Below are 21,830 nucleotides of genomic sequence, written 5' to 3'. Positions count from 1 at the left end.
ACAATGCGATGCGGTCATTCTGTGGAAGGCCGCCGGTGACGACTATTAGCCAAAAGCCCAATGGGCAGGAAAATGGTCAGACCAAAAGAGAGATCCTCCCGGCCGCAGTCGGGAGGATGGATTCAACCGCTCATGAGCGGGTCGGTGAAGCCGAAGACGTAGAAGGCCAGCAGCCCGATGATGCCGGCGAACAGGCAGTAGTAGAGCGTCGGCAGGATCGTCTTGCGCAGCGTGGTGCCCTCGCGGCCGAGCAGGCCGACGGTAGCCGAGGCCGCCACCACGTTGTGGATCGCGATCATGTTGCCGGCGGCGGCCCCCACGGCCTGCAGCGAGACCATCATCGCGGTGGAGACGCCGAGCACCTCGGCGACGTTGAACTGGAACGCCGCCAGCATCAGGTTGGAGACGGTGTTGGAGCCGGCAATGAAGGCGCCCAGTGCGCCGACCGCCGGGGCGAACAGCGGGTAGATCTGACCGACACCATCGGCCACCAGTTGCGCCATGGCGACCGGCATCGAGACCAGGTCGGACTCGTTGACGCCGGAGTTGATCAGGATTCGCACCATCGGGATGGTGAACAGCAGCACGAAGCCGGCACCGAAGATGGTCTTGGAGGACTCTGCGAAGGCCGCCGTGACCTGCGGTCCGCGCATCCGATGCAGGAAGATCGTGCAGATCACCGCGATCAGGATGATGCCGCCGGGGAGGTAGAGCCATTCGACGCTACCGGAGATGCCCTGCTCGCCGAGGATGTTGCTCCAGCCGGTACTGATCGAGGAGAGGCCTGCCTTGACCGAAGGAATGGTGCGCGAGATCACCAGCAGAATGGCGACGATGACGTAGGGCAGCCAGCCTCGCAGCGTCGACATCGGCGCGCGACCGGCGACGTCGTCGACCTTGATCTCGATGGTGCCCAGCCACTCGGCGGGCCACTTCGAACGCTCCGGGAAATCCCAGGTGTCCTTCGGCAGCAGAAAGCCCTTGCGCGCGGCCGGCACCACGATCGCCAGGCCGATCAGGCCGCCCAGCAGCGACGGAAACTCCGGACCCAGCAGGACGCCGACCAGCATCGACGGCACCACGAAACAGACGCCGACGAACAGTGCGAACGGCGTGATCGACAGCCCCTCGGTCCAGGAGCGATTCTCGCCGAAGAAGCGCACCATCACGACGACCAGGATCAGCGGCATGAACACGCCGATGATGCCGTGAGTGATGACCACCTCGGAGGTGATCAGGCGGAAATAGGTCTCCCAGGTCGAGCCGTTGGCGGTGAGCTGTTCGGCGATCGCCGACTGGTTCACGCCGCCGGTGACGCCGACCACGATCGGCGTGCCCACGGCGCCGAACGACACCGGCGTCGACTGCAGCATCATGCCGACGACCACGGCGGCCAGGGCGGGGAAGCCCAGCGCCACCATCAGCGGCGCGGCCACGGCGGCCGGCGTGCCGAAGCCCGAGGCGCCCTCGATGAAGCAGCCGAACAGCCAGGCGACGATCAGCGCCTGCACGCGGCGATCCGGGCTGATGCCGGAGAAGCCGTTGCGAATCGCCATGATGCCGCCCGAGTGCTTCAGCGTGTTGAGCAGCAGAATGGCCCCGAAGATGATCCAAAGCAGCGAGACGGTCATGATCAGGCCCTGCAGCGTGGAGGCCAGCACGCGGGTCGCGGTCATGTCCCAGACCAGCAGCGCGATCAGTACCGCGACGACGAACACGATCGGCATCGCCGTTCGTGCCGCCATCCGGAACCCGATCAGCAGGACGCCTGCCAGCACCAGCGGCAGGAAGGCAAACAGAGAGAGAAGCGTGTGATCCATATCGAGAGCCCCTGAGTCGTTATTATCGGCTTCGTTCGTCGCCAGGAAGGTCGTCGCCGGGTGGCGACGGCACCGGTCGTCCCGCTTCGCAGGCCGGTCGCGGCGATTGACTCGGAAGATAACCACAGACGGAGGGGCTGCCAATCATGGGTAAATGGTATTACCAATGACCGTCAGGTGGTGCCGGTGTTGGCCAAGTGGCTGAGTGTGAAGCCTTTTCAGGTCGACTGGAGGGACGATAGCGAGCGTTTACGGGGACGGCGTTGCGACTAATGGACATCGCCGCCTACCGGAGGGCAGGCGGCGACGGGGCTGGAGGGGGGAGTCGGGTGAGGGGGCGGCATCAGCCGGTGGCGAGCATGCCGGTCTCCGCTTCCACCGCCTCCGTGCTCATCAACGCCAGTGTCACCGGGATCGACTTGCCGGCGATGGTATTGCTCTGCCTGTCCCGGTTGCCGACGGGGATCAGGTCATTGACCTCCGGATAGTAGGCGCCAAGGCAGTTCTCCGGCAGATCGTAGGCGATGATCTTGAAGCCCGAGACCTGACGCTCGATGCCATCGTCGCTCACCGTTTTCAGGGTGACCTTGTTGCCGGCCTCGAAACCGTGCTTCTCGATGTCGGCGGGATTCATCATCAGCACCATGCGGGTCCCGTAGACATCCCGGTAGCGGTCGTCGTAGGAGTAGACGGTGGTGTTGAACTGATCGTGGCCGCGGATCGAGAGCAGCTGGAAATGGGCGTCCCCCGGCTCGGAGGCATCCTCGGTGAGATGGTCGGCGGGGAACAGGAAGTGGGCCTTGCCGGAGTCGGTGTTCCAGATACGATCGCGGGCGGCGATATCGAGATGGAACACGCCCTGGTCGTTCAGTCGCTGATTGAAAGCGTAAAACGTCTCCGGCTGGGTCGCTTCGATCTTGTCCCGGATGCGGGCGTAATCCTCGGCGAGCCACTCCCAGTCGACCTTGGGGTTGGGGGCGAACGTCGCCTTGCCGAGGCCGGCAACGATGGCGATTTCGGAGCGCAGGTGCTCTGACGCCGGCTCGAGCGCGCCCTTGGAGCCCTGCACGTTGCACATGCCGTCCTCGATGGTGATGGTCTGCTCGACGCCGGCCTGGACGTCCTTCTCGGTTCTTGCCAGCGCCGGCAGCAGGTAGGCCGCCTTGCCGTGAATCAGGTGGCTGCGGTTGAGCTTGGTGGCGATCTGCACCGTCAGCGGAATGTTCTCGACGTGGGGGGCGATGCGAGCCTGGTCGGCGATGGCGCGGAAGAAGTTGCCACCCATGCCGAGGAAGGCATCCACCTCGTCACGCAGGATTGCCTCGCAGCAGAGCGCCACGTCGTGGCCGTGCTCGCGCAGGCATTCGATGCCGAACACCTCGTCCATCTTCGACAGGAACGCCTCGCCGGACTTGTGGAAGATCCCCACGGTGCGATCGCCCTGGACGTTGGAGTGGCCGCGCACCGGACAGGCGCCGGCACCGCGACGGCCAATGTGACCGCCCATCAGCAGCAGGTTGAGAATCTGGTGGATGTTGTCGCCGCCACGGATGTGCTGGGTGATGCCCATCCCCCAGCAGCAGATCACCCGCTCGGCACGGATCCACGCTTCGGCGGCCTGCTCGATCGCCGCCCGTTCGAGACCGCTGTGGCGCTCGATTCGCTCCCACGGCAGGTTGCGGCAGTGAGTGGCAAACGCCTCGAAGCCGTCGGTGTGCATCGCGATGAAGTCGTGGTCGATGACGCGCTCGCCGCCGCTGTCGCGGGCCTCGTCGTCGACCTCGAGGATACGCTTGCAGATGCCCTGGATCGCGGCGATATCGCCGCCGATGCGGACCTGATGATACTGCGAGCTGATCGGCACGCCGTGGTTGGTCAGCATGTCCCGGGGCGTCTGCGGATTGGCGAACTTGACCAGCGCCCGCTCGCGCAGCGGGTTGAAGGTGATCACCTCGGCGCCGCGCAGGCGCGCCTCGTGCAGCAGGCCCATCATCCGCGGGCTGTTGGTGCCGGCATTCTGGCCGAACAGGAAGATGCAGTCGGCGTGTTCGAAATCCTCCAGCACCGTGGTCGCCTTGCCCACGCCGATGCTCTGGGGCAGGGCCACGGTGGTGGTCTCGTGGCACATGTTGGAGCAGTCGGGGAAGTTGTGGGTGCCCAGCATCCGGCCGTAGAGCTGCCACAGGAATGCCGCTTCGTTGGAGGTGCGTCCCGAGGTGTAGAGCTCGACCCGTTTCGGGTCATAGGATTTCACCCGCTCGCCGATCTCGCGGAACGCCGTCGTCCAGTCGATCGGATCGTACTTGTCGGTGGCCGGGTTGTAGCGCATCGGATGGGTCAGGCGGCCCTGCTTCTCGAGGGCATGATCCGACCAGTCGAGCAGCTCGGCAACGGTGTGGCTGGCGAAGAACTCCGGCGTGGTCCGCGCCGCCGTGGCTTCCCAGGCGACCGCCTTGGCGCCGTTTTCGCAGAACTCGGCCGGGCCGGGTTTGGCCGGGTTGGGCCAGGCACAGCTCGGGCACTCGAACCCGCCATCGGGGTGGTTGATCTTGAACATCAGGCCGTTGCCCTTGAACGGCACCTTCTCGCGCAGGAAATGCGCCTCGGTGGCCTGGATCGACTGCCAGCCGCCGCCGGGTGCATCGTGTTTGCCCTGGCTACCGTGCAGTTCGTCGTCCTTGAGTCGGCGTACCATGATCCACTCCTTCGTGATCGATCTGAGGTGGTAAACCCGCCGTGCTCCTGCTGGAAAAGGTGACTCGCAGGCTCACGGTATGACTGCTATCCGTAACAGTATGGCAACGATTTCCGATTCGCGCCGAGGCAATCTGGACCGTGCGAGTACATGTTCAGGGTTTGACGGTTTCCCCTCCCTTGGACATGCTGCGAGCACTGCAGCCGTGATAGCCGTATCCAACGAGGAGTGTGGCATGAGCCGTAAAATGTTCGATCTGTGCGGGCGCGACGAGCGACTGCGATTCTCGCCCTACTGCTGGCGGGTCAGGTATGCGCTGGCGCATAAAGGGCTCGATTGCGAATTCGTGCCGTGGAAGTTCACCGACAAGGAGGCGATCGCCTTCTCGGACCAGACGAAGGTGCCGGTCTTCGTCGACGGTGACCAGACGGTCGTCGATAGCTATGAAATTTTCCGCTATCTCGACCGTGCCTACCCGGAAAAGCCGCTACTGGGCGATGCCACGGCCGAAGCCCGGGCGCGGTTCTTCAAGTTCTACGCCGAGCGTTCGCTGGCGCCGGGCGTCATGCGTACGATCCTGATGGATGTCTTCAACGCCATTCACCCGGACGACCGCGACTATTTCCGCACCTCGCGCGAGAAGGTGTTCGGTCGCACCCTGGAGGAGATGCATTCGCCGAGCCAGGGGCTGTCGATGCTCGACCGTGCGCTGGAGCCGATGCGCGGGCGACTGGACGAATCGCCGTTCCTGGACGGCGACGAGGCCGGCGCCGCGGACTATCTGGTGGTGGGCGCGTTCATGTGGGCGAGGGTGACCTCCGCCGCCGACCTGGTCTCCAACGCCGATCCCGTCTACGCCTGGTTCCAGCGCATGCTGGATCTCCATGATGGCGTCGGCCGCAACGCCACGCGGATCGTCGATGTCGATGGCGCCTACGCCAGTTGATCTAGGGCGCTGACCGATAGAGCAGGCGCTTTTGAACCGCCTGGGGCGACGTCGCGCGAGACGCCGCCCCCCGCAAAGCCTATCCTGACAGCATCCGGCTTATCGCCGGGCGTCACGACAGGAGCCTGTGATGATCGATCTCTACTACTGGACGACCCCCAACGGTCACAAGATCACGCTGTTCCTCGAGGAAGCGGGGCTCGACTACCGTATCCATCCGGTCGATATCGGCAAGGGCGAGCAGTTCACGCCCGAATTTCTCGAGATCGCCCCCAACAACCGCATCCCCGCGATCGTCGATCGCGCCCCGGCCGACGGCGGGCAGCCGCTGTCGCTGTTCGAATCCGGCGCGATCCTCGAGTATCTGGCCGACAAGAGTGGCAAGTTTCTGCCCAAGAGCGGCCGCCAGCGCTATCGCGTGCTGCAGTGGCTCCACTGGCAGATGGGCGGGCTGGGGCCGATGGCGGGGCAGAACCATCATTTCCGCCACTATGCGCCGAAGAAGATCGACTACGCCGTCGAGCGCTACATGAACGAGACGTCGCGGCTCTACCGCGTATTGGACAAGCAGCTCGATGCCAACGACTACGTGGCCGGCGACGACTACTCCATCGCCGACATGGCGATCTGGCCGTGGATCAAGCCGTTCGAGAAGCAGGGCCAGGACATGGAGGACTACCCGAGCCTGCAGCGCTGGTTCGAGCAGGTCGGCGAACGCGATGCGGTGAGACGCGCCTACGCCAAGGCGGAGGAGATCAATCCCGCCAACAATGTCGAGATGACCGACGAGGCGCGCAAGCACCTGTTCGGGCGGTGATATCGACGCCGCTGCGTTCGACCCGGTCGGTCAGGCATCCGACTCGATCACGACTCTCCCGGCTGCGGCCGGGAGGGTCGTTTCTGGGCCATCGGTTCTGACTTGCCCGATCAGGGTGAAAAGAATTCCCGGACCTGGCGAAACGCGGTCGAGAAATAGAGTTCGTAGGTGTCCTTCTCGACGAAGCCGATATGCGGTGTGGCCAGCACGCGGGGGTGGGCCTGATAGGCGGTGGCACCGTCGGGTTCGTTCTCGCAGACATCCAGCGCGGCGGCGCCGGGGCGGCCGGCGTCTAGCGCGTCGAGCAGCGCCCCCGGTCGGATCAGCTCGGCGCGGCTGGTGTTGACCAGCAGGGCGTCGGCGCGCATCGCGGCGAGGTCCGCCGGCGTGATCATGCCGCGCGTGTCGTCGTTGAGCTTGAGATGCAGCGTGATCACGTCGCAGCGGGCGAGAAAGGCGTGTCGATCGGGCTCGAATTCGACGCCCAGCTCGAAGGCGCGCCCGGCGCTGCTTTCGCGACCGTGGCCGACAACGTTCATGCCGAACGCCTGGGCGTAACCGGCGACCCGGCTGCCGATCTTGCCCAGGCCCCAGATGCCCAGCGTACGCCCATGGACGGCGTGGCCCAGCGACTCCGCCTCCAGGCGCTCGTTGGTGCGCTGCCAGTCGCCTTCGGCCTGGCGGGCGAGATAGCCGCCCAGGCGTCGACAGCCGGCCATGATCAGCAGCCAGGTGAGCTCTGCCGGCGCGACCGGGGAGCCGCCGCCGTCGCGAACGGCGATGCCCAGCGCCTCGCAGGCGGCGACGTCGATGGCCGAGGAGAGCCGCCCGGTCTGGACCACCAGCTTCAGGTTGGGCAGCTGTTCCAGCAGTTCGCGGGTCAGCGAGGTGCGCTCGCGGATCAGGATGATGGCGTCGCTAGCGGCCAGGCGGGCGGGCAGCGCCTCGGCGTCGAGATGCCGATGTTCGATGTCCAGGCGCACATCGCTGCCGTCGAGTTCGTGGGCGGCGTCGAGAAAGGCACAGCATCCCTGATAGTCGTCCAAGACCGTAACCGTTATCGACATGGCAGCTCCCTCGAAATGATGGCGTTGTCGCATTGTTGGCACTTTCGCCGTCGGCTGTCGAGTCGCTTTCGCGGCCTGGATTCAACCCTCGTTGCGCTCCAGGAACTGCCGCACCCGCTCGGTACTGGCGTTGGTGAAAAAGGTCTCCGGGTCGGCCTGCTCGATGATCAGCCCCTTCTCGAGGAACACCACCTGATCGGACACGGCGCGGGCGAAGGCCATCTCGTGGGTGACGATGACCATGGTGTAGCCCTCGGCGGAGAGATCCTTGATCACCGCCAGTACTTCGCCGACCAGCTCCGGGTCGAGCGCCGACGTCGGCTCGTCGAACAGCATCACCTCCGGCTGCATCGCCAGGGCGCGAGCGATCGCCACGCGCTGTTTCTGCCCGCCCGAGAGGGTGCTGGGATAGGCATCGGCCTTGGGCGACATGCCGACCTTCTCCAGCAGGTCGCGGGCGAGCGCTTCGGCCTCGGCTTTCGACTTGCCGAGCACGTGGATCGGCGCCTCGGTGACGTTGTGCAGTACGTTGAGATGCGGCCACAGGTTGAAACTCTGGAACACCATGCCGGTGCGGGCGCGAACCTTGGCCAGCTCGCGCACCGGCATCGGCCGGCCGGCGTCGTTGACGCCGATGCGCTGGCCGCCGATATGGATGCTGCCGCTGTCGGGGCGCTCCAGCCAGTTGATGCAGCGCAGCAGCGTCGATTTGCCGGAGCCGGAGGAGCCCAGGATCGTCACCACGTCGCCCTCGCGCACCTCCAGGTCCACGTCACGCAGGACCTCGACGCCATCGAAGCTCTTCGAAAGATGGCGAATCGAGACCGCGATCCGGTCGCTGCGAGCTGTGTCGTCGGGCGCGCTCTGTTCGGGCGTGGTTTGTCCAGACCCGGCAGGTTCCGGCGTGCTTTTCTCAAACATGGTCGAATCCCCGTTTGGCGCTGAAGCGGCCACACTGTTTGATGATGATTTCCATGACCACGCTGACCGCCCAGTAGAAGCCGATGACCACGATGAAGGCCTCGGTGGGAATGAAATAGGTTCCCGACAGGCTGTTGGCCGCGGCGGTGAGTTCCTGGACGGTGATGATCACCAGAAAGGCGGTGTCCTTGAGCGCATAGATCAACTGGTTGCCGAGCAGCGGCCGGGTCTGCATCACGATCTGCGGCAGGATCAGGCGGAAGAACATCTTGCCCTTGGTGAAACCGTGGGCCTTGGCGGCTTCGACCTGGCCGGGCGGGAAGGTCAGCCGCGCGCCGCGAAATATCTCGGCAAAGTAGCAGCCGTGGTAGACCGCCAGCGCGCCTACGCCGGACCACCAGGCGTCCAGCCGGATATCGAACGCCGGCAGGCCGTAGTAGAGCAGATAGACCAGGATGAGGAACGGCAGCATGCGCATGGCGTCGATGAATACCCGGACCGGCACGGTGAGCCGGGGCCGACTGCCCTCCAGCAGATAGAGCATGCCGCAGCCGATCGCGAACGCGGCGCTGATCGACAGGCCGAAGATCTCCATCGTGCTGGCGAAACCGGACCAGAACTGCTCCCGCGCGCCCCACAGAATTTCCCAGTTGCTCATGATCGCTCCTTGGCGTTGTCCGGTCACATGGCCAGTCGATTGGCACGGCGCTCGGCGAGCCGCTGCAGCCAGACCAGGCAGCCGATGATCGCCATGTAGAGCGCGCAGGCCACCAGGATGGGAGGGAGAGGTTCATAGGTCACCGCGGAAATGCGGTTGGTCACGCGGGTCAGGTCGACGATACCGATCACCGCGATCGCCGGGCTGCCCTTGATCAGAAACGACATTTCGTTGATCAGCCCAGGGAGACTCGTGATCATCATCTGGGGCAGCATGATGCGACGAAAGGTGATCCAGGGGGTCATGCCGGTGGCCATGGCCGCTTCGCGCTGTTCCCGGGAGAAGTTGCGGAACGCGCTGCGCCAGATCTCGGCGTTGAACGCGGTGGTGTTGAGCGTCAGGGCGAGAATGCCGGCGACGTTGCGATTGAGACTGAGACCGAAGGTCGGTGCGCTCAGAAAGATGAACAGCGCCAGCGTGACCAGCGGTGTGGCCCGCGCCAGGCTGATGTAGAGCACCAGGATCTGGTCGACCACGGGGATCCTGGCTATCCGGATCAGCGCGATGAGCAGTCCTGCGATCACACCCATGGCGATGGAGACGCCGGAGATCCAGATCGTTGTCCAGGCACCGTCCAGCAGCATTTGCCAGGCACTGGCGTTCATGAGGCATCCTCCACGAGACTTCGAAGCCAATGACGCCGCGGGCCCGCCGCAGCGTCATGTCGGTGGTTCGTTGGCGATGGCGCAACGAGCCGATGGCTTACTTCATGTTGCTGAATTGCAGCTCGTGGAACTGGTCGACGCTGGTCAGCGGCTCGGTGGGCAGGTCGGGGAAGCTCTCGCCGAACCATTTCTCCTGCAGCTCGGCCAGACGGCCGGTGTCACGCATGTGGTCGAGGAAACCATCCATGTACTCGAGCAGCTCCGGGCTCGACTTCGGCATCGGCCAGGAGACGTATCCGGGACCGGACACCGCTGGCCCCTTGGCAAAGACATCCGGCTTGGACGCCACCAGCGTATTGACCGGTACGGCGGAGTCGATGACGAAGTCGAGACGGCCGTTGGCCAGGTCGGCGAAGGCCTCCGGGTAGGATTCGTACTGCACCACCTCGCCCAGCTCGCCACCACTCTCCCTGAGCATCTTCTCGAGTTCGGGCAGGCGGGACAGCAGCACGCTGCCGGCCTGCACGCCCAGCTTCTTGCCGCTCAGGTCCGCGACGCTCTGGATGCTGTCATCGCCGGCTCGGGTGATCGCGAAGTGCTGCGCCGAGGCATAGGGCGCGGTGTAGTTGAAGACGCGCAGGCGCTCGTCGGAGACGGAGGCGCCGGTCAGCGCCATGTCGTACTGGCCGGTGGAGACGGCCGCGAGCAGGCCGGTCCAGGGCAGGATGTCCTGATCGACGTCGAAGTCCGCGTATTGGCGCAGTTCTTCCAGCATGTCGGCATTGAAGCCGACGGGGTCGCCGTTTTCGATATAGTTGAAGGGCGCGTAGTTATCCTCGGTCGCGACACTCAGGCTGCCGCGGCTCTCGATCTCCGGGAGGTCGGCGGCAAGTGCCGTCAGCGACAGGCTCGACAGTGACACGGCCAACAGCGAGCCGGCCATGGCTTTCGCGGCCATCCGGGACAGGCGCGAACCGGAAGTCGTTTTGCGGGCGGAGAATCGCATCATGTAGGTCACCCTCTATGTTGTTGTTGAACGCTATTGTTGTTGGAGTTGATGGATCGCGGGTCCGTGTCGATCGCTGATCGGCCGGACACGCCATGGCATGGCGCCTTGGCGGCGTATCGTGGTTCCACCCTAAAGAATCCCGAGGCGGTGGCTATAGAGCCAGTTGGCGACAGTCGTCTGGCCAGATTGGCGTTGTCGTCAGCCCATCAGTCGAGCGCTTTCAGGGCCTGGATCAAGGTCGCGAAGGCTTCACCCCTGAAGCCGATGCCCACGAGCGTGCCTGTGCCCGGCCGTGGCGTTGTCGGCGTCCACTCGGCGCGACCGCCGCTCCACTGGAAGACGTAGTGGCGCCCATCGGCCTCGAGAAATCCCTTCGCCCGGGCCAGGCCGACGGCATGATCGGCCAGGATGGCCTCCAACGCCGAACGCGACAGCGACGTTGGAAGGTCGATCGCAAAACGTTGCCACTCGGGTTCGTTGCCGTGGACCCTGGTGCCGGTGGGGCGGCGTTGCCACGCCGGGTGACGATCCGACGTCGAGGCTGAGGTACCTCGATCGGGCGCGGAGGAAGGCTTCGGCGTCTCCCGTGCTGGAAGAGATTGACCGGACGCGATGGGGGCCGCGGGATTGAGGGCGCGGAGTCGATCCGTTTGCCATTGCCGCTCGTCGGCGTCGAGGCGCTCGCCGCGATTGGTGCAGAGGAGATCGGCACTCTGGATCTGGCCGGCCACCAGGTCCGCGACTCGCGCATCGGCGAGGCGCTGGCCAAGGCTTGCCAGATCGACCAGGGTCACGGTGCGCGCCAGGCGAAAGCGACGGGCCACCCGAATCATGTCGGCGATCCGGTGCGGCCGGGCCACGCCACTGGTCTCGATGATCAGCGCGGCAGGCGGTTCCGGCCAGCGGCCGATGCGCGAGAGCTGGGTTCCCAGCTCGTCGCTCAGCGAGCAGCACAGGCAGCCGCTGCTGAGCTTGAGCAGCCGTTCTCCGGCGTAGTCGATCAGCTCGGCATCGACGTTGATGGTGCCGAAATCGTTGACCAGGACCAGGGTTCCGGGCGTCACGCCGTCCCGCAGGTGAGCGTTGAGCCAGGTGGTCTTGCCGGCGCCGAGATAGCCGGCGATCAGGGTCACCGGTATCGGGTCGGCGGTCGGCTCAGACATTGTCGAAGACATGACCGCCGACGACCGTGGCCGCCACGCGGATCGATGCCAGCCGATCCAGCGGGACGTCGCGTGGGTCCTCGTCGAGCACGGCCATGTCGGCGAACTTGCCCACTTCCAGGCTGCCGACGCGATCGTCGAGCTTCAGGGTGTAGGCGGCATCCAGCGTGATCAGGCGCAGGGCGCGGTCCACGCTCAGCGCCTCGTTGGGCCCCAGCACCTCGCCGTCGGCGGTCTGGCGTGCGACGGCGCACCACGCCGTGAACAGCGGCGCCAGCGGCGTGACCGGGGCATCGCAGTGGGCGGCGATGGGGATACCCAGGCGGTCCGCCGAGGCCAGCGGTTCGAGACGCTGGCAGCGTTCGAACCCCAGCGTGCGGCTGCGGTGAATGTCGCCCCAGTAGTAGAGGTGGTTGGCGAACATGTTGAGACACACCCCGAGCCGTGCCGCGCGCTTCAACTGGGCGTGGCTGATGATCTGGCAGTGCTGCAGGGTGTGGCGGTGATCGGCACGGGGCCAGAGCTCCAGCGCCGACTCGATGGCATCCAGCATCAGCTCGACAGCCTCGTCGCCGTTGGTGTGGATGTGCAGTTGCAGCCCGGCCTGATGGTAGCGGTGGACGATCTCGGTCAGTCGCTCCGGCTCGGCGTTCCACATCCCGTTCGGCGAGCCGTCGTGGTAGCCCGGCCATTTCAGGCGCGCGGTATAGCCTTGGATGGAGCCATCGGTCATCAGCTTGACCAGGCCGAACAGCAGCTTGTCGCTGCTCTTCTCGCGACAGCCCAGCACCCGTTCGATGCCATCGTCCGGTGTATAGGTCAGTGCGCTCATGGCCGGCGCCAGACGCATCGGGACGTCGTCCCGGCGGCAGGTGCGCTGCATGCTCTCGACGCCGGTCTCGCTGAGCGGGTTATAGAGGTCGGTCAGCGTGGTCACCCCGTGGCGCTGGCCGATGCGCGCGTAGCGTTCCAGCGTCGCCGCTTCGCTGCCGCGATCGAAGAGATCCAGGTCGAGCGTGTCGAAGATCGCGAACATCGCCGCCATCTCGCGCAGCTCTCCGTTGGGGCGGCCGTCGTCGAAGGTGACCACGCCCTCGATATCGGCATGAGACTCGAGTCCGGAAAGACGCAGCATGGCGCTGTTGACGGTCATCATGTGCAGGTTGGCGTGGATCACGACGATCGGCCGTTGGTCGTCGACGGCGTCGAGGTCGTTGCGATCCAGGCGCCGATCCGGGAAGTAGATGGGATCGAAGCCCCAGGCGATCAGCGGCGTGGCGTCGTCGAGCTTGGCCAGCTGTTCCTGGAGATGTCGCTGGAGCCGGGCGATATCGGTCAGTCCCGGCCAGGTGTGGCCGTCGGGATCCTGGCGTGGGAAGAATCCCGCGTAGGGGTATTCCCACAGCACTCCTTCGAGGGCGTGACTGTGGCCCTCGACGAAGCCGGGCAGAATCACCTTGTCGGCGAAGCGCTCGTCGAGCTCGCACTCGCCCAGATCGGCCAGCGTTTCCAGCGAGCCGACGCCGAGAATCCGACCGTCTCGCACCGCGACGTGGGTAGCCTCCGGCAGTGAGGGATTCATGGTCAGAATGCGCCGGGCGGAGAAGATACGAGGCTTCATGAGGGAGTCGGCTCCTGAACCGAAGGTGTCCGGTCGTCCCGGCGGCGCTGCCATTTCAGCAGCAGCGGGATGCAGATCAGCATCAGCAGCAGGTAGCCGCCGAAGATCGCCAGATAGCTCCAGGTGCCGAGCGTCGGGGCGATGGGGGCAACGAAGAACAGCGTCGGGATATTGACCACGATGATGGCAATGTTGAAGAACGCCAGCTCCTTGGGCACCGAGGTGCTGAAGTCCGCGTCCAGCATGCGCAGCAACAAAAGGCCCGTGCCGGTCGAGCCGCAGCAGCAGCCAAAGGCGGTGACGGCACGCTCCGGTCCGAGCCGGCCACTGAGCTTGCCGATCGCCATCGCGCCGAGGAAGGTGACCAGCGTCACGACCACCGCGACCAGCAGGATCGGGATCAGCAAGGCGGAGAGCACCGCGATCTGGATGCTCATCAACGTGGCGACGACCATGAAATCCACCGAGCCGCTGGTGATCCGCTTGAGCGTGTCGTCATCGACCTTGTCCGTCCAGCCGCAGCGATCGATCGCCATGCGCATCAACACGCACACCGTCAGGCCGTGGATGAAGAACAGGTTGTAGCTGAAGAAGACCGAGAGCACCTGGTTGCCCGCCACCAGCGGCTGCATCATGGTCAGCCAGGCGTAGGTGACGACGTAGGCCACGCCCAGCAGGCCGAGATGCCAGGCCAGCGAGTCCACGGTGCCCGAGTGCGAGACCTGCTTGCCGGCGGAGGGTTGGGTCCGCGGGGTGTGGAAACCGCGGATGAAGTCGTCGTCGAGCGTCGAGGTGCGATTGGCGTTGAGGCCGCGCTTGAGAAAGTAGCGCGCGGCGGGTACGCCGACGGCGAAGGCGGCCACGAAGCCCAGCGACGCGAAGATCACGCCGACCTGGGCGGCATTGGCGATCCCGTAGTCATTCTCCCAGATCGTGCCGTAGGTCAGCGCCTGCCCTGGCCCCTGCGTGAACCCGTGGGTGACGATGGCGCCAAGCAGCGGGCTGAGATCGCTGCCGGTGATCAGATCGTAGCCCGCCATCACGCCGTAACCGATCACGGCCTGCGCCCCGAGGCTGGCGGTCCAGATCAGCGTCAGCCACAGCCCGCCGCCGACGATGCCGTGACGTTTTTCGCCCGCCGCCGGCTTGGGGCTGCCCGTCAGACACAGCGACATGAAGCTCAGGGTGAAGAAGTGGAAGGCCAGGGCGGTAAAGTCGGAAGGCCCGTAGCCGGGGATCAGCCCCGTGGAGAGGCAGACAAAGCCGAGGATGCCGGCGACGATACTGCCCGGGACCAGGCTCGCTCTTAGCCACGGGAGGCGGCTGCGCAGCAGGCTGCCGGCGACCAGCAGGGCGGCGATCAGCGCGAAGGCGATGACGCCGTGGAAGGTACTGCCCATGATCTTGTCCTCGTGATTGATGTTGTTATGTCGGATATCCGAGCCACTTCGGCGGCGCTGCGATGACCCCGGCGTCGGCTGGGTGACGTTGTGGATGTCATACTAAAGTCCGTCACCGTGGTGCTACAGGACAGATTCTCCCCGTGGTCGAGACAGTTGATGGTGCCTCTACCTTCCCCGCCCGCGTCGCTGCCGGCGATGGCGCGAATCTTGCAGGAGTGGTATGTCGTCTTTCAGCGGGAGCTCGGCATGCTCGACCACTACTTCCATCTCGATTTCGATGTTCAGCGCGGCCTGCAGGAGCAGCTGCGCGAGGCGCTGCTGGATGCCATTCATACCGGCACGATCCCCACCGAAGAGGCGCTGCCCTCCTGTCGCAAGCTGTCGCTGCAGTTGGGTATCTCGCGCAACACCGTGGCGCTCGTCTACGAAGGGTTGGTGGAGGATGGGTATCTGGTCAGTCGGCCGCGTAGCGGTTACTACCTCCACGACGCGTACCATGAGCCGGATGCACCGGAAACGGGCGGATGTTCCCGCGACGAGGTCGTCGATGCACCCGCTTGGGGCAGTCGTTTTACCCATCGACCGAGCCATTTGCAGGGTGTTCTCCGGCCCAGCAACTGGATGCACTACGAATTTCCTTTCGTCTACGGCCAACTGGATACGCGCCTGTTTCCGCTGGAGCAGTGGCGGGAAACCTCACGCCTGCTGCTGGGCGGCCGGCGTGAGCGGCACTGGCTGAGCGATCGTTACGATCAGGACGACCCGATGCTGATCGAGCAACTACGCACCCGGGTGCTGCCCAAGCGGGGCATCCATGCGCGCAGTGACGAGATCCTGATCACGCTGGGCTCGCAGAACGCGCTTTTCCTGATCGCCCAGTTGCTGTTCGATGCGCGAACCCGGGTTGCGATGGAGAACCCCGGCTATCGCGAGGCCGCCAACGTCTTCCTGCGCCAAGGGGCGCAGTTACGCTATCAGTCGATCGACAGCGAGGGCATGTGCCTGGATGCGGCGGCGGCGAAGAGCGATTATCTCTACGTGACGCCCAGCCATCAGGGGCCGACCGGCGTGACCATGAGCCGACGCCGGCGCGAGGCGTTGATCGAGCAGATCCAGCGTCGCGACCAGATCGTGCTGGAAGACGACTACGATGCAGAGGTCAACTTCGACCGCCATGCCCAACCGGCGCTGAAGGCGAGCCGAGCGGGTTCCCGCGTGATCTACATGAGCAGTCTGTCGAAGCCGCTCTCGCCCGGGCTGAGGTTGGGCTATGTCGTGGCGGACGCGGAACTCATCGAGGAACTGCGCGCGCTGAGAAGACTGATGTATCGACATCCGCCGTCCGGCCTTCAGCAGCAGCTGGCGCAGTTTCTCTCCCAGGGGCACTACGATCGCTATCTGCGGCTGTTCGCCGACGAGATGCGCCAGCGTTGGGAGATCATGAACGCCGCCATCGGCCGCGAGCTGGCCGATTGCCGCCGAGTGGGCGGCGACCATGCCAGCGTGTTCTGGCTCGAGGCGCCCGAGGCTGTCGATACTCAGCGGCTGGCATGGCAGGCCGCCCAGCATGGCGTGTTGATCGAACCCGGGTTCCAGCACTTCTTCGACCAGGCGCCGCCGCGCAACTACATGCGCCTGGGGTTCGGCGCTATCGATGCCGAGCGAATCGAGCCGGGGATTCGATCCCTGGCGCGGGCTTTCGGCTAGACGAGGCGCGAGCGCCGGCCGCTCGGCCGGTGGGGCAACGCGTGATGGCCAATCGATCGCCGCAACGCGACAGACCGCCGTGGCCATGGCCACGGCGGTCTGTCGTTGGAACCGGGACTGAGGGACGATCAGGCGAGTCGAGCGCTGGCCTCGCCAAGCACCGTGTCGAGAATCGCCAGCCCTTCGGCCACTTCCGCCTCGCTGACGATGCACGGCGGTACCACGTGGATACGGTTTTCGACCACGAACGGCAGCAGGCCCTTGGCGATCAGCGCACTCTTGATCTTGCCCATCTCGGCGGCCGGCAGGGGCGCGCGGGTGGCGCGATCGCTGACCAGTTCGAGCGCATGGAAAACGCCCAGGCCACGGGTTTCACCGACGACGGCGTGCTGCTGTGCCAGCTGCTGCAGGCCGGCGGCCAGCGGGCCGTTGCCGACCCGGTCGGCATTTTCCACGACGCCTTCCTCGCTCATCGCATCCAGCGTGGCCACGATCGACGCCATCGCCAGTGGGTGCCCGGAGTAGGTCAGGCCGCCGAAGAACATGTGGTCGTCGAAGTGGCGACAGATCTCGTCGGAGATGATGACGCCGCCAGCGGGGACGTAGCCGGAATTGACACCCTTGGCGAAGACGATGAGATCCGGCTTGGCGGCAAAGTGCTCCAACGCGAACCATTTGCCGGAGCGACCGAAACCCGCCATGACCTCGTCGAAGATCACCAGAATGCCGTGCTGGTCGGCCAGCTTGCGGACACCTTCCATATAACCCTTGGGCGGGATCAGCACGCCGGCAGTGCCGGGGATCGACTCCAGCAGAATGGCGGCGATGGCGCTCGGCCCTTCACACTCGATCACCCGCTTCAAATGCTGCAAGGCACGTTGGCACTCCTCTTCCTCGTTGCCCGCCCAGAAATCGCTGCGATAGAGGAACGGGTTGAAGAAGTGCGCGTGGCCGCGGGCGAACTCATTGGGGACGCGGCGCGGGTCGCCAGTGGCGACGATCGCGGCACCGGTATTGCCGTGATAGGAGCGATACGCCGAGAGGATCTTGTCGCGACCGGTGACGGCGCGTGCCATTCGCATGGCGTTCTCGTTGGCGTCGGCGCCGGCATTGGTGAAGAACACCTTGCCGAAACCCGCCGGCGCCCGGGCCAGGATGCGCTTGGCGGCTTCGCCGCGGGCCAGGTTGGCGTGGGCAGGGGCGACGGTGGTCAGCTGTTCCGCCTGGGCCTGAATCGCGGCGATGACCTTGGAGTGCTGGTGACCGATGTTGGTGTTGACCAGCTGGCTGCTGAAATCCAGATACTCCTTGCCCGCGTAATCCCACAGCCGACAGCCCTTGCCTCCCGCGATCACCATCGGCGAGAGACTGCCCTGTGTCGACCAGGAGTGAAACACGTGCTGGCGATCGAGTTGCTGGACGATGTCGTTGGAAATGTCGGTCATGGCAGGGTTCCTGTTATCGGTGCCGGAGGGCGGCGCGTGAGTGGGCGTTGAAGTGAGTGTCGGGATGACGAGCCGTCAGCCGTGAGCGCTCGGCTACGAGCGACAGTCCAGGCGCCGACAGCCCAGAGACTAAGGGGCGTCATACGAATCTCTTAGAGCCAGAATGTGTCGGGTCTCGTGACAGACGCATCGGGATGTCCCGTGGTGGCGGGGAAACTGGCCCTACCCAGAGCGGGAGCGCCTGAGTATGGTTGCTGCCTTGTCGAAAGGTTGCCTGCGGCCAACAGGAGGGAGCTCCGCCGATGTCATCGATGCCCCTGTTGTGGCCGGCCGTCGCCCTGGCATGCTTTGCCGGTCTCGTCAGAGGTTACTGCGGATTCGGTTTCGCGATGCTGATGGCGCTGGGGCTGATGCTGTTCTTGCCGCCGATCGAGGCCGTGCCGCTGGCGCTGCTGCTCGATCTGATCACCAGTGTCGGGCTGTGGCGGCGAGCTTGTCGTCTCGCCGACTGGCCACGCCTGCGTCGCCTTCTGCTTGGCATGCTGGTCGCGACCGTCGTCGGCGTGAGCCTGATCACTTCCATCCCGGCTTCACCCATGCGGATTTCGATCGCCCTGTTGGCACTGGCGGGGGCATTGGCGCTGCTGTGGCGTCGTGAACCGTCCCAGGCGCTCGCGGCCACCGATATTGCGACGAGCGGGGGGGCAACGCCGCCGCCCGGTCGGCTATCGAGCATCGCCGCCGGGGGGATATCCGGGCTGTGCATGACCCTGGCCTCCTCCGGTGGCCCACCGTTGATGCTCTATCTGCTGCACCAGCGGATGCGTCCGGTGGCACTGAGAGCGACGGCTATCCTGTTCTTCGCTGCCAGCAGTGGTGCGTCGCTGATCGGGCTCGGGCTGGCCGGAGGGTTGGACGGGACGACGCTGTCTCGGGCGGCGTGGCTGCTGGTGCCAGCCCTGCTCGGCAATGGACTGGGGCAGTGGGCCTTCGAGCGTTCACCGCCGCGCTCGCTCAAGGTCACCGTGGCGCCGCTGTTGATCGTGCTATCGATATGGGTGCTGGCCCGGGAAATCCTGTAGGGCTGGCCGCCACCCGCGTCTCGTGATCGCAGGGTAGACCCTGCGTGGCGAGGGGGTGTCAGGATGAATTTCAGTCGTTAACGAAGGACGCGGTCGTGCGTCCGGTCACTCGAAGTCAGACAAGGAGAATGCTGTGAGCGATGTTGCTTTCATTACCGGTGCCACTTCCGGGTTCGGGCGTGCCGCGGCCCATCGTTTCGCCGAAGCCGGCTGGTCGCTGGTGCTGTCCGGGCGTCGTGGCGAACGCCTCGATGCACTCGAGGCGGAGCTGGCCGACAAGGTGGCGGTGCATACCATCGTGCTCGACGTGCGCGACGACGAAGCCGTGCAGAGGGCGGTCGACGATCTGCCCGAAGGCTTCAAGCGGGTGCGCACGCTGGTCAACAACGCCGGCCTGGCGCTGGCGCCTCAGCCGGCCCAGAAGGTCGCGCTGAAGGACTGGCACACCATGATCGATACCAACGTGACCGGGCTGGTCAACGTGACCCATGCGCTGCTGCCGACGCTGATCGAGGTGGGAGAAGGCGCGACGATCATCAACGTGGGATCCATCGCCGGCCAGTGGCCGTATCCGGGCAGCCATGTCTACGGCGCCTCCAAGTCGTTCGTGAAGCAGTTCAGCTATAACCTGCGCTGCGACTTGCTGGGTACCGGCGTGCGGGTCACCGACCTGGCCCCGGGTATTGCCGAAACCGAATTCACGCTGGTGCGCACCGGCGGCGATCAGACCGCGTCCGACAACCTCTATCGGGGCACGACGGCGCTGACTGCCCAGGACATCGCGGAGCAGATGTTCTACATCGCGACGCTGCCCCCGCACATCAACTTCAACCGTCTGGAAGTGATGCCGACACGCCAGGCCTGGTCGGCGTTCGCGATCGATCGCGACGACTGAGGGGAGCGCGTCGCCATCCCGGCGCTGATGGCGCCACCATGAGAAAGACCCGAGCCTGTCAGTGCAGGGCTCGGGTCTTCTCGTTGAGGATGGGGCGAAACTTGTCAGACGTTCGGATTCTGCTCGATGCCCTGGACGTACCACGGTGCACCGTCACGCAGCGCCCGCTTCAGGTGCCAGGTTTCGTTGAACTCGTTCTCCTCGCCATTCTCCTCCAGGATGCCGTGGAACAGCACCGTGGCTTCGGCTTCGTCCTTGAACTCCTGCACGCTGCCGAGTTCGGCAAACAGGCGCACGATCTCGGTGCGGTTGTTGGCCGGCTGCTCCATGCGCTCCGCTTTCAGCAGGTTGTAGAGCTCGGGGGTGACGTACTCCTGGATCCGGCTCAGGTCGTTGTTGTCCCAGGCGCGCTGGAGGGTGGTGAAGTGCTCCTTGGCGCCGGCCAGGAAGCGTTCCCGATCGAACCACTCCGGCTCGGAGGCGATGCCGCCGGTGCTCGTGCCCGACCCGCCGGTGCTCATGAACGGGCTCGGCTGGGCGCTGGTGTCATGATGCGCCTGAGCGTCATCGCGATGGCCGGCCGGGGCGTGGCGTCGACGGCCCGCCAGCAGCCGGAAGCCGATGAAAGCGACCAGTGCGATCAGCAGGAAGTCCATCATCCGGAACCCGTCGAAGGCGCCACCGAAGAACAGCGACGCCAGCAGGCCACCCGCGAGCATTCCCGCCAGCGGGCCGGCGAAGCGCGACAGTCCGGCGCTGGGCTGGCGGGGCGGGGCGGATGCGTTGGTGCGCGTCGTGGTCGGGGTTGGCTGCTGCACCGAGCGCGAGTAAGAACCGAAGCTCTTGCCGCCACCCATACGGCGAGCCTCGGCGTGGTCGACGGCGGCGGCAAAGCCGAGCATACCGACCATCAACATGACGAGCAGATGACGCATGGCGTTCTCCTGAAATCAGCGTTATTGCGGGTCGAGTGACGACGTCGCGCACTCGTTGCTGCGGGCATTGTTGCAGACGGGCGTGAATGGAAGCTGAACGGCGTGACCTTCGCTCCGATTCTTTGGTCGTGTGTGTCTCTACTCACGATCCCGTTCGCGGCGGCGGAAGACGGGTTTGCCCGGCTTGGACTCGTCGGGTGCATGGCGGTAGCCGGCGACATCGAATCCGGTCAATGCCGCGGGGTCCTCGATTCGTTCACGAATCAGCCAGGCGGCCATCAGGCCACGAGCCTTCTTGGCATAGAAGCTGATGATCTTGAACTGGCCGTTCTTCTCGTCCTGGAATACCGGCGAGACCACGTCGGCCTGGAGTTTCTTGAAGTCGATCGCCTTGCTGTATTCGTTGGAGGCGAGGTTGACCAGCGTCGAGCTGCCGCTGGCGGCGACGGCCTGGTCCAGATCGGGCGTCAGCCGCTCCCGCCAGTAGGCGTAGAGATCCTTGCCGGCGGCATTGTCCAGCGGGATGCCCATTTCCAGGCGGTAGGGCTGGATCAGATCCAGCGGCCGCAGCATGCCGTAGAGCCCGGATAGAATCCGTAGATGATCCTGAGCGAAGGCGTTGTCTGCCTGGCTGAAGGTGGTCGCCTCCAGCCCGACGTAGACATCGCCCTGGAAGGCCTGCGCCGCTGGCTTGGCGTTATCCAGCGAGAACGGGGTCTTCCAGTCGGCGTAACGGGCGGCGTTGAGCCCGGCGAGCTTGTCGCTGATGCCCATGAGCTCCGACAGCTGCTGGGGGGAATAGCCGCGCAGGATGTCGATCAGTTCGCGACTCAGGTCGAGATAATCGGGCTGGGTGACGTCCCGGGTCGTCGGGGGCGTCTCGAAATCCAGGGTCTTGGCCGGAGAGAGGATGCTGAGCATGGCGCGCTTACCCGTGTTGGAGGTGGCGTTATCGGTCGTCGTTGGCGGCGACCATCAGGA

18 protein-coding genes are annotated in these 21,830 nt (G+C 65.2%); 5 read left to right on the top strand and 13 right to left on the bottom strand.

The features are described 5' to 3' along the window. Nucleotides 1-122 precede the first annotated feature (122 nt). Complete coding sequence (locus tag DOM45_RS02255; RefSeq protein ID WP_110597899.1) at nucleotides 123-1,820, bottom strand: L-lactate permease; 1,698 nt, start codon at nucleotides 1,818-1,820, stop codon at nucleotides 123-125. Between the two features lie 343 nt (nucleotides 1,821-2,163). After that, nucleotides 2,164-4,515, bottom strand: coding sequence for an FdhF/YdeP family oxidoreductase (locus DOM45_RS02250; RefSeq protein ID WP_110597898.1), 2,352 nt, complete (start codon nucleotides 4,513-4,515; stop codon nucleotides 2,164-2,166). 235 nt (nucleotides 4,516-4,750) lie between these two features. Between DOM45_RS02250 and DOM45_RS02245 the strand changes: the two genes are divergently transcribed. Next, the gene (locus tag DOM45_RS02245) at nucleotides 4,751-5,461 is read left to right on the top strand and encodes a glutathione S-transferase N-terminal domain-containing protein (RefSeq protein ID WP_110597897.1); all 711 of its coding nucleotides are present in this window, start codon (nucleotides 4,751-4,753) and stop codon (nucleotides 5,459-5,461) included. A 130-nt stretch (nucleotides 5,462-5,591) separates the two neighbouring features. Further along, nucleotides 5,592-6,278 carry a glutathione binding-like protein gene (locus tag DOM45_RS02240; RefSeq protein ID WP_110597896.1) on the top strand — a complete coding sequence of 229 codons (687 nt, stop codon included), beginning with the start codon at nucleotides 5,592-5,594 and terminating at the stop codon, nucleotides 6,276-6,278. A gap of 110 nt (nucleotides 6,279-6,388) precedes the next feature. Here DOM45_RS02240 and DOM45_RS02235 read toward each other — a convergent pair whose 3' ends face one another. The 8 genes from DOM45_RS02235 to DOM45_RS02200 form a co-directional block, all read right to left on the bottom strand. Beyond that, complete coding sequence (locus tag DOM45_RS02235) at nucleotides 6,389-7,345, bottom strand: D-2-hydroxyacid dehydrogenase family protein (protein ID WP_240612264.1); 957 nt, start codon at nucleotides 7,343-7,345, stop codon at nucleotides 6,389-6,391. 81 nt (nucleotides 7,346-7,426) lie between these two features. Further along, nucleotides 7,427-8,266, bottom strand: a complete 840-nt coding sequence (locus DOM45_RS02230; protein WP_110597895.1) for an amino acid ABC transporter ATP-binding protein — start codon at nucleotides 8,264-8,266, stop codon at nucleotides 7,427-7,429. Then, nucleotides 8,259-8,924 (bottom strand): amino acid ABC transporter permease, encoded by a 666-nt coding sequence (locus tag DOM45_RS02225; RefSeq protein WP_110597894.1) that lies wholly within the window; start codon nucleotides 8,922-8,924, stop codon nucleotides 8,259-8,261. Before DOM45_RS02225 ends, DOM45_RS02230 begins: the two co-directional genes overlap by 8 nt. A 23-nt stretch (nucleotides 8,925-8,947) precedes the next feature. After that, nucleotides 8,948-9,589 carry an amino acid ABC transporter permease gene (locus DOM45_RS02220; protein WP_110597893.1) on the bottom strand — a complete coding sequence of 214 codons (642 nt, stop codon included), beginning with the start codon at nucleotides 9,587-9,589 and terminating at the stop codon, nucleotides 8,948-8,950. A 97-nt stretch (nucleotides 9,590-9,686) separates the two neighbouring features. Further along, nucleotides 9,687-10,598: a transporter substrate-binding domain-containing protein gene (locus tag DOM45_RS02215; protein WP_240612263.1), complete on the bottom strand. Its 912-nt coding sequence runs from the start codon at nucleotides 10,596-10,598 to the stop codon at nucleotides 9,687-9,689. 206 nt (nucleotides 10,599-10,804) lie between these two features. Then, the gene (locus DOM45_RS02210) at nucleotides 10,805-11,761 is read right to left on the bottom strand and encodes a CobW family GTP-binding protein (protein ID WP_162302589.1); all 957 of its coding nucleotides are present in this window, start codon (nucleotides 11,759-11,761) and stop codon (nucleotides 10,805-10,807) included. Beyond that, on the bottom strand, nucleotides 11,754-13,382 hold the full coding sequence (locus tag DOM45_RS02205; protein ID WP_110597891.1) for an amidohydrolase: 1,629 nt from the start codon (nucleotides 13,380-13,382) through the stop codon (nucleotides 11,754-11,756). Before DOM45_RS02205 ends, DOM45_RS02210 begins: the two co-directional genes overlap by 8 nt. Next, nucleotides 13,379-14,782 (bottom strand): sodium/glutamate symporter, encoded by a 1,404-nt coding sequence (locus DOM45_RS02200; RefSeq protein WP_110597890.1) that lies wholly within the window; start codon nucleotides 14,780-14,782, stop codon nucleotides 13,379-13,381. The genes DOM45_RS02205 and DOM45_RS02200 overlap by 4 nt, the downstream gene beginning before the upstream one ends. 159 nt (nucleotides 14,783-14,941) lie before the next feature. Here DOM45_RS02200 and pdxR point away from each other — a divergent pair, with 159 nt between their 5' ends. Further along, a complete protein-coding gene (gene pdxR / locus DOM45_RS02195; protein ID WP_240612262.1) occupies nucleotides 14,942-16,492 on the top strand; it encodes a MocR-like pyridoxine biosynthesis transcription factor PdxR in 1,551 nt (516 codons plus the stop codon). Between the two features lie 128 nt (nucleotides 16,493-16,620). On the opposite strand, the gene DOM45_RS02190 is transcribed toward pdxR, so the two are convergent. Then, on the bottom strand, nucleotides 16,621-17,937 hold the full coding sequence (locus DOM45_RS02190) for an aspartate aminotransferase family protein (protein WP_110597889.1): 1,317 nt from the start codon (nucleotides 17,935-17,937) through the stop codon (nucleotides 16,621-16,623). Between the two features lie 302 nt (nucleotides 17,938-18,239). Between DOM45_RS02190 and DOM45_RS02185 the strand changes: the two genes are divergently transcribed. Together DOM45_RS02185 and DOM45_RS02180 are read left to right on the top strand one after the other, a co-directional pair. Beyond that, entirely contained in the window at nucleotides 18,240-19,019 is a 780-nt protein-coding gene (locus DOM45_RS02185) for a sulfite exporter TauE/SafE family protein (protein WP_205909377.1), read from the top strand. A gap of 133 nt (nucleotides 19,020-19,152) precedes the next feature. Next, nucleotides 19,153-19,914 (top strand): SDR family NAD(P)-dependent oxidoreductase, encoded by a 762-nt coding sequence (locus tag DOM45_RS02180; RefSeq protein ID WP_110597888.1) that lies wholly within the window; start codon nucleotides 19,153-19,155, stop codon nucleotides 19,912-19,914. A gap of 104 nt (nucleotides 19,915-20,018) precedes the next feature. Here the strand turns inward: DOM45_RS02180 and DOM45_RS02175 are convergent, their stop codons facing one another. Next, on the bottom strand, nucleotides 20,019-20,849 hold the full coding sequence (locus tag DOM45_RS02175; RefSeq protein ID WP_110597887.1) for a Tim44 domain-containing protein: 831 nt from the start codon (nucleotides 20,847-20,849) through the stop codon (nucleotides 20,019-20,021). A 138-nt stretch (nucleotides 20,850-20,987) separates the two neighbouring features. Beyond that, nucleotides 20,988-21,770 (bottom strand): peroxide stress protein YaaA, encoded by a 783-nt coding sequence (yaaA, locus tag DOM45_RS02170; protein WP_110597886.1) that lies wholly within the window; start codon nucleotides 21,768-21,770, stop codon nucleotides 20,988-20,990. Nucleotides 21,771-21,830 lie beyond the last annotated feature (60 nt).

This window comes from Salinicola lusitanus (assembly GCF_003206045.1).
GTDB lineage: Bacteria > Pseudomonadota > Gammaproteobacteria > Pseudomonadales > Halomonadaceae > Salinicola > Salinicola lusitanus.
Note: the sequence above shows the minus strand (reverse complement) of the source record. Positions and strands in the feature narration are given on the sequence as shown.

Bases quoted from the DNA above. Each gene is read 5' to 3' on its own strand.
- DOM45_RS02190 (WP_110597889.1), bottom strand. From the start codon at position 17,937: ATGACCGACATTTCCAACGACATCGTCCAGCAACTCGATCGCCAGCAC.
- DOM45_RS02230 (WP_110597895.1), bottom strand. From the start codon at position 8,266: ATGTTTGAGAAAAGCACGCCGGAACCTGCCGGGTCTGGACAAACCACG.
- DOM45_RS02200 (WP_110597890.1), bottom strand. From the start codon at position 14,782: ATGGGCAGTACCTTCCACGGCGTCATCGCCTTCGCGCTGATCGCCGCC.
- yaaA (WP_110597886.1), bottom strand. From the start codon at position 21,770: ATGCTCAGCATCCTCTCTCCGGCCAAGACCCTGGATTTCGAGACGCCC.
- DOM45_RS02220 (WP_110597893.1), bottom strand. From the start codon at position 9,589: ATGAACGCCAGTGCCTGGCAAATGCTGCTGGACGGTGCCTGGACAACG.
- DOM45_RS02235 (WP_240612264.1), bottom strand. From the start codon at position 7,345: ATGTCGATAACGGTTACGGTCTTGGACGACTATCAGGGATGCTGTGCC.
- DOM45_RS02225 (WP_110597894.1), bottom strand. From the start codon at position 8,924: ATGAGCAACTGGGAAATTCTGTGGGGCGCGCGGGAGCAGTTCTGGTCC.
- DOM45_RS02245 (WP_110597897.1), top strand. From the start codon at position 4,751: ATGAGCCGTAAAATGTTCGATCTGTGCGGGCGCGACGAGCGACTGCGA.
- DOM45_RS02250 (WP_110597898.1), bottom strand. From the start codon at position 4,515: ATGGTACGCCGACTCAAGGACGACGAACTGCACGGTAGCCAGGGCAAA.
- pdxR (WP_240612262.1), top strand. From the start codon at position 14,942: ATGGTGCCTCTACCTTCCCCGCCCGCGTCGCTGCCGGCGATGGCGCGA.
- DOM45_RS02175 (WP_110597887.1), bottom strand. From the start codon at position 20,849: ATGCGTCATCTGCTCGTCATGTTGATGGTCGGTATGCTCGGCTTTGCC.
- DOM45_RS02240 (WP_110597896.1), top strand. From the start codon at position 5,592: ATGATCGATCTCTACTACTGGACGACCCCCAACGGTCACAAGATCACG.
- DOM45_RS02210 (WP_162302589.1), bottom strand. From the start codon at position 11,761: ATGTCTGAGCCGACCGCCGACCCGATACCGGTGACCCTGATCGCCGGC.
- DOM45_RS02205 (WP_110597891.1), bottom strand. From the start codon at position 13,382: ATGAAGCCTCGTATCTTCTCCGCCCGGCGCATTCTGACCATGAATCCC.
- DOM45_RS02255 (WP_110597899.1), bottom strand. From the start codon at position 1,820: ATGGATCACACGCTTCTCTCTCTGTTTGCCTTCCTGCCGCTGGTGCTG.
- DOM45_RS02215 (WP_240612263.1), bottom strand. From the start codon at position 10,598: ATGATGCGATTCTCCGCCCGCAAAACGACTTCCGGTTCGCGCCTGTCC.
- DOM45_RS02185 (WP_205909377.1), top strand. From the start codon at position 18,240: ATGTCATCGATGCCCCTGTTGTGGCCGGCCGTCGCCCTGGCATGCTTT.